Origin of the sequence: Nocardiopsis listeri NBRC 13360 (genome assembly GCF_001570765.1) — a bacterium.
Lineage (GTDB): Bacteria > Actinomycetota > Actinomycetes > Streptosporangiales > Streptosporangiaceae > Nocardiopsis > Nocardiopsis listeri.
Map to the genome: position 1 here is coordinate 147,098 of NZ_BCSH01000009.1, position 6,172 is coordinate 153,269.

At 68.4% G+C, this 6,172-nt stretch carries 6 protein-coding genes; all 6 read right to left on the bottom strand.

Going from position 1 to position 6,172, the window contains the following annotated elements:
• Positions 1-56: 56 nt before the first annotated feature.
• The 6 genes from NLI01S_RS04590 to NLI01S_RS04615 all read right to left on the bottom strand — a co-directional run bounded on the left by NLI01S_RS04590 (position 57) and on the right by NLI01S_RS04615 (position 6,118).
• Positions 57-692, bottom strand: a complete 636-nt coding sequence (locus NLI01S_RS04590; protein ID WP_067599620.1) for a histidine phosphatase family protein — start codon at positions 690-692, stop codon at positions 57-59.
• Positions 689-1,801: an ABC transporter ATP-binding protein gene (locus NLI01S_RS04595; RefSeq protein ID WP_067599712.1), complete on the bottom strand. Its 1,113-nt coding sequence runs from the start codon at positions 1,799-1,801 to the stop codon at positions 689-691. Before NLI01S_RS04595 ends, NLI01S_RS04590 begins: the two co-directional genes overlap by 4 nt.
• A 38-nt stretch (positions 1,802-1,839) precedes the next feature.
• Entirely contained in the window at positions 1,840-3,618 is a 1,779-nt protein-coding gene (locus tag NLI01S_RS04600) for an ABC transporter permease (protein ID WP_067599623.1), read from the bottom strand.
• Positions 3,619-3,668: 50 nt separating this feature from the next.
• Positions 3,669-4,835, bottom strand: coding sequence for an ABC transporter substrate-binding protein (locus tag NLI01S_RS04605; RefSeq protein WP_067599626.1), 1,167 nt, complete (start codon positions 4,833-4,835; stop codon positions 3,669-3,671).
• A gap of 83 nt (positions 4,836-4,918) precedes the next feature.
• The gene (locus tag NLI01S_RS04610; protein ID WP_067599636.1) at positions 4,919-5,761 is read right to left on the bottom strand and encodes a MurR/RpiR family transcriptional regulator; all 843 of its coding nucleotides are present in this window, start codon (positions 5,759-5,761) and stop codon (positions 4,919-4,921) included.
• Positions 5,762-5,875: 114 nt separating this feature from the next.
• The gene (locus tag NLI01S_RS04615) at positions 5,876-6,118 is read right to left on the bottom strand and encodes a hypothetical protein (RefSeq protein ID WP_067599639.1); all 243 of its coding nucleotides are present in this window, start codon (positions 6,116-6,118) and stop codon (positions 5,876-5,878) included.
• Between the last annotated feature and the right edge of the window lie 54 nt (positions 6,119-6,172).

A 6,172-nucleotide genomic window follows, 5' to 3' on the forward strand; every position in this document is an offset into this window, starting at 1 on the left:
GCCGAGCGCCGTGCGTGGTCGACCACCGGGTCCGGTCGTCGACCTTCGCACGGCCGTCAGTCCGGCGGGTCCAGCGGTGACATCGCGGGGGAGTGGTTGAACAACCGGAGTTTGGCCGCCCCCGGTTCGATGAGGGAGACGAAACCCGAAGCGACGTCGACGATGCTCAGACTCGCCGGATGGCTCGGCACCGTGCGACTCGGGTCCAGTCCCACGGCGGCCCCGAGGAAGGCCCGGACCGGCCCGCCATGGGTGACGACCAGGAGCGTCCCATGGTCACCCTCCCTCGCCCGCCGCACGGCGGCGTCCACCCCGGCGACCACCCGATCGGTGAGTTCGCCGAAGCTCTCGGCGCCCGGGGGGTGGAACCTCCCCGCCCGCCACTCGGTGTACTCTGCGGCGTCCTCCTCCTTGATCTGCGCCGAGTACCGCCCCTCCCAGTCGCCCAGGTAGGCCTCGTTGAGCCTGGGATCGCACACATCCGGTTCGACACCGAGCACCTCGGCGGTCTCCCGCGTGCGACACAGACTCGAAGTGACGACGTACCCGGGGGCCAGGTGAGCGACCGTCCGCGCCAGCGCGGCGACCTGCCGGCGCCCGTCCTGCGACAGGCCGATGTCCTGCTGCCCTTGGAGACGGCGCTGTCCGTTCCACGCGGTTTCGCCGTGGCGGACCAGGATCAGTCGCGTCATCGGACCACCTCGGTGTCCAGAAGGGCGCCATCGACGTCGAAGTAGGCGTCCGGAGCCTGCGGTGGCCGCAGCCCGATCCCGTCGCCGGGCAACAGGTCGACCGGTGTGTCGCGGGAGACGCTCACCCGCGTACCGTCGAGAAGGTCCACGCCCACGACCCACTTGTCGGCCATCGGAACCTGGTCGGCGAACGTCGCCTCCAGACATCCGGAAGCCGACGCCTCAAGATCGATTTCGATCGAACCCGCCCGGTACATCGCCTTGAGCGCCCCGCCCCGGACCGAAGCGGGGGCGGCGCCGCAGTCGACGCCGAACGCCGACAGACGCCCGCCGGCGACCTCGCAATCGATGATGTTCGCCGGTGGGGTGCCGATGAACGTGGCGGTGAACGCGGTACGCGGTGATTCGAGCAGTTCCCGCGGAGTGCCGAACTGTTCGATCCGGCCGTCCTTCATCAGCGCGATGTGCGTGGCCATGGTCATCGCCTCGACCTGGTCGTGCGTGACGTAGACGCTCGTGGCACCGGTCGACCTGTGCACGCGCATCAGTTCGCCACGGGTGTCCACCCGAAGTTTCGCGTCGAGGTTGGACAACGGTTCGTCGAACAGCAACACCTTGGGCTGCGGGGCGATCATGCGGGCGATCGCCACGCGCTGCTGCTGACCGCCGCTGATCTCTCCCGGATACCGGTCGGCCAGGTCGGAGATCGACAGCAACGACAACACCTCCTCGCCCCGGGCCCGCCGCGCCTCCTTCGACCACTTGGCCACGGTCAGCGGCCAGGTGACGTTCTGGAACACGGTCTTGTGCGGCCACAACGCGTAGGACTGGAAGACCAGACCGGCCTCGCGTTCGGCGGGCGGCACCATCTCGGTCCCGTCGCCGCGCGCGATGACGCGGTCGCCGAAGCGGATCTCACCCCCGGTGGGATCCTCCAACCCCGCGAGCATCCGCAGAGTCGTCGTCTTTCCGCACCCGGACGGCCCGAGCAACACCAGGAACGAGCCCTCCGGTACGTCGATCGATATGCCGTCGACGGCCGGGGTGTCGCCGAAGTCCTTGCGCAGGTCGGTGATGGTCAGGGAGGCCGAGGAGGCTCGGGGTCGCATGTCGGTCCTTTCGACCTGGTGAAGGCCGGTCCTTGAGGTCATGAGTTCGAGTTCCAGGGCTGGGCGGCGCCTTCGAAACGCCGGGCGATGATGGTCGCCGCGACCGAGATCACCGCGATGACGACCGTGACCGCGTTGGCCAATTGAGTGAAGTTCTCCGAGGAGTACTGGTAGGTGAGGACGGCCAGGACCGGCATCGCCGGGGTCGCCAGCAGCACGACCAGGGAGAGGTCGCGCACCATCTGGACGAACACGAGCACCCCGCCGGTGAACAGACCACGGGCCGTCAACGGCGCGATGATGGCGCCGATCCTGCGGAACAGACCGGCGCCGGCCATCACCGCGGACTCCTCGACGTCCTTGGAGACCTGGCTCAGGGCCGCGGTGCCCGACCGGACCGAGAACGGGATCGTCGCCGCGATCCCGGCCAACACGAGGATCGCGAACGTTCCGTACAGGCTCGGAAGAGGGCCGATGGGCGCCCCGAACTGCGCGATGAACGCCGCGCCCAGCGCGATTCCCGGGATGAGGAACGGCACGAACGAGGTGACGTTCAAGGTCCCCACCAGCCACTTCGGGCCGCTCGACCGGGTGATGACATAGGAGATGAGCAGCCCGAGGACACCGGCGCCGATCGCCACGCACACCCCGAGCAGGACGGTGTTCCAGGTGGCCTGAAGGATCTGCGGGTTGTTCAGCACACCCGGCTGTCCCTGGGCGAGCGCGGGGTCCGAACCACCGATCCAGTAGTGCAGGGTCAGCCCGGAGGTGAAGTCGTTCGTGTGTCGGGTCAGCGAACTGAGCACCAGCACGATGCCGGGCACGATCGTGGTGCACGTGACCAGCAGCCACGCGAGCCCGGCCACGGGGCGCCCCAGGATCCCGAGTTCGACGCCCCGTCGACGGCCGCCCTTGCCGGTGATCGTCTCGAAGCTCCGTCGACCCCCGGTGACGCGGGTCGACGCGTACATGATCAGCGCCGCGACGAGGATGAGCACGATCGACAACACGTATCCGCGTGAGACGTCACCGGTCGAGATCGCCCCGTACAACCGGGTCGAGAGCGTGTGGAACCGGACCGGCAGACCCAGCAGGGCGGGTGAGACGAAGTTGGAGACCCCTTCGGCGAACGCGAGCAGCGCGCCGGAGATCATCGCCGGGGCCACCACGGGCAACGCGATGTCCTTGGCCACCCGCAGCGTGGAGGCGCCCGTCATCTCAGCGGCCTCCATGAGGTCGCCGTTGACACCGGCCAGCGCCGCCGCGATGAGCATGAACGACAGTGAGAAGTAGTGGGCCGTCAAGGTCGCGGCGATCGGCACCGGGCCCCAGGCCAACCAGTCCGGGACGGAGATCCCCAGGTTCACGAGGATTCCGGTGGATCCGCCCACCAGGTCGTTGCGAAAGACCGACTCCCACGCCAGCGCCAGCGCGAAGCTCGGTAGCGCGAAGGGGATCATCGCCAGCAATCCAAGGAGCCTTCGCCCGGGGACGCGGGTCATCACCACGACCCAGGCGAGGAATCCACCGATCACCGTGGAGCCCACGGCCGTGGCGACCCCCATGAGGATCGAGTTGCCCATGGGCCGCCACAGCAGGTTCTGCGACATCGGGCTGGCGAACACGTCCGACCACGCCTGGCGGTTATCGCTCTGCAAGGTCGTGTTGACCAGCCCGATGAGCGGTGCCATCACCAGGACCAGGAGGACGAGCAGGGTGCCGGCCCCCAGCACCACGGTCGGCCGGGTGAGCGCCGTGCGCGCACGGGCCACCGTACGGCCGACCGTGGTGCGGCGGGGAGCGGGTGCCGTTGACATCGGGTCCTTTCGGGCGGTGAGGAGATGGAGAGAGGGGCGGGGCTATGGGGTCAAAGGGTCAGCAGGAAGTCCGCCACGTCCGAGCGGATCTCCGCGGTCGCCTCGGGGTCGATGTCCCAGGCACCGAGCTCGTCGAGGGAGGCGGCGTCCTCGGGCTGGTCCATGTCGGTGCGGACCGGGTAGTCACCGGGGACGTAGAAGGGCTCGTAGCCGGCGCCGCCGGTCGCGGAGTCGTCGCCCATGAGGAAGTCCGCGACCAGGCGTGCGGCGGCGGGGTTCTCGGAGTCCTGCACCATGCCGATGTAGGCGGGGAAGGTGATGCCGAGCGAGGGGGTGGTGTCCAGGGAGGCCTGGAGCGCCCAGCCCTCCTCCTCGTTGTCCCGGCGGTCGGAGTAGGACGTGATGCCGACCGGCGGGTCCTCCTGCCCGGTCTGGCCCACGGCCGCGTTGACGTTGTCCGTGTCGTCGACCAGGACCAGACCGTTGGCGTACAGGTCCTTGATGAACTGCGCTCCGGCGTTCTCGACGTCGTCGTCGAGTTCGATCTCGGACCCGTGGAGCTCCTGGTAGGCCTGGGCCATCTCCTCGGACTGGCGGACGATCTCCGTCATGAGGTCGAGGTAGTCGCCGCGTACCCCGGGGTCGACCATGACGACCTTGCCGTTCCACTCGTCCTCGGTCAGCTGCCACAGGTTCTCGATCGGGCTGCCGTCTGGGTGGGCCTCCTCGTTGTACATGAGGATCTTGGTCGAGAGTCGGTTGGCCAGCAGCGGCTCCTGGTACTCCTCGGGCACGGAGTCCGCGACGCGCTGTGGCACGTGGTTCCGCAGGATGCCGCTCGCGAGCAGTTCGGTGATGACCACCGGCGCGTCGGAGATGTAGGCGACGTCCGCCGATGGGGTTCCGGCCTGTGCCTCGGACTGCAACCGGGTGATCTGCTCGGAGGAGGAGATGTCGTGGCCGACGAAGTCGATGCCGGGGTACTCCGCCTCGAAGGCCTCCTCGACCGAGGTGATGCGTGAGGTGAAGGAGTAGACGGTGACCTCTCCCTCCTCCTCGGCCAGTTCGACGAGTTCCTCATGGGTGGCGTCGTCGAGTTCGTGGGATTGGGCGGCCGCGTCGGCGTCGGGGGTCTGGGGAGTGCCGCCACCGCAGGCGGCGAGCGTCACGACGAGTGGGAGGGCGATGGAGGTGGTGAGCAGTTTCGAGGAGCGCATGACAGTCCTTTGTGTCGGTTTTCGCGCATGGGGGAGCGAGACCGGTGCGAACCGGCCGTCGTGTGGAAGGGGGGACCGAGGTGTCAGTCGAACGCTGTGAGCAGGTCGTCCAGTCGGTCCAGGGCGGGCAGGATGGTTTCCGGGTGCCGCTGGGCGATGGTGAGCACGATGGCGTTCGCGATCATCATCGGGACGCTCAGGGAGGAGAAGCCCTCCTGATGCCCGCGCGGGGCCGAGAGCACGGTGGTGGGAGCCGGGTCGAGGGTGTGGAGGGTGTCCGTGACGAGCACGGAACGAGCCCCCACCTCGGCGGCGTGGGCGTATAGATCCGTGAGGTTGCGTGGAGCGCGACGAAACGCGAACGACACCACGACGTCGGAGTCCGACATCGCCAGGACACGCTCGGCGACCTGCCGGCCGGGGCCGAGGAGGTTGACCGCGTGCATCCCGAACCGTCGCAACCGACTATCGAGAAGCTCGGCCAGGACCCCCGCGTTGCCGCGGGCGAAGAGGTAGACCACGCGCGCGCCGACGAGGCGGTCGGCGACCTCGTCGATCCGTGCCTGGTCCACGTGGTGGGCGACCGCGGCGAGGGAGTCGAGTTCGGTGGCAAGGAGTGTGTCCAGGACACTGCTCTGACCCTGCTCTCGAAGTTCCGCGCGGAACCGGTCGCCGGCACCGTTGAGGTGTGCTTCGTGGGCTTCGCGCAGGTCTTCGCGTAGTTCCAGGTAGCCCTGGTACCCGAGCCGTTGCGCCAGCCGGGTGGCGGCGGCGGGGTGGACCCCCGCACGTTGGGCGACCTCTCCGCCCCGCCACAGCGGGGCCTCGGCCGGGTTGGAGAGAAGTTCGTCGAGAAGGACGCGATCCGACTTGGTCAGCCGGTCGCGGTACCTGTTCATTCGCTCCTGTAGGTTCACGACGCCCACATTACGAGCAATTTTTCTTGCGACAAGGTGTGAGATGGCAATTTTAGTTGCAGTTCATGAGGGCTTCACCGTCCCACCTGGAGGTTGGCGCCGTGTTCACCCGAGCGCCCGTGCTCAGCCGGTGTCTCCCGGTCCCTCTTCGGGAGGTCGCGCCTTGGCTTTGTCACGCCAGGGTTGGGGGAGTGGTTTACCGGCGCGCAGCCAGGCGTGGAGGGCGTCGAAGGCCCGGTCCGCGACACGCAGGGCGTCGAGTGCTTGGGCCGGGTCGTCAGGGATGTGGCGTAGCGCGGCGGAGAGTTCGTCGAAGAGGAAGTCGGCCTGCTCCTGAGGTGTGGTGGTGGCGTGCCGGTCGGTCATGGCAACCGGTCCAGGAGCTCCCGCGCCAGTTGCCGGCCCAGGGCTTCCTCGCAG

Excerpts from the sequence above, each read along its gene's own strand:
- NLI01S_RS04590 (WP_067599620.1), bottom strand. The coding sequence starts at position 692 with ATGACGCGACTGATCCTGGTCCGCCACGGCGAAACCGCGTGGAACGGA.
- NLI01S_RS04595 (WP_067599712.1), bottom strand. The coding sequence starts at position 1,801 with ATGCGACCCCGAGCCTCCTCGGCCTCCCTGACCATCACCGACCTGCGC.
- NLI01S_RS04605 (WP_067599626.1), bottom strand. The coding sequence starts at position 4,835 with ATGCGCTCCTCGAAACTGCTCACCACCTCCATCGCCCTCCCACTCGTC.
- NLI01S_RS04600 (WP_067599623.1), bottom strand. The coding sequence starts at position 3,618 with ATGTCAACGGCACCCGCTCCCCGCCGCACCACGGTCGGCCGTACGGTG.
- NLI01S_RS04615 (WP_067599639.1), bottom strand. The coding sequence starts at position 6,118 with ATGACCGACCGGCACGCCACCACCACACCTCAGGAGCAGGCCGACTTC.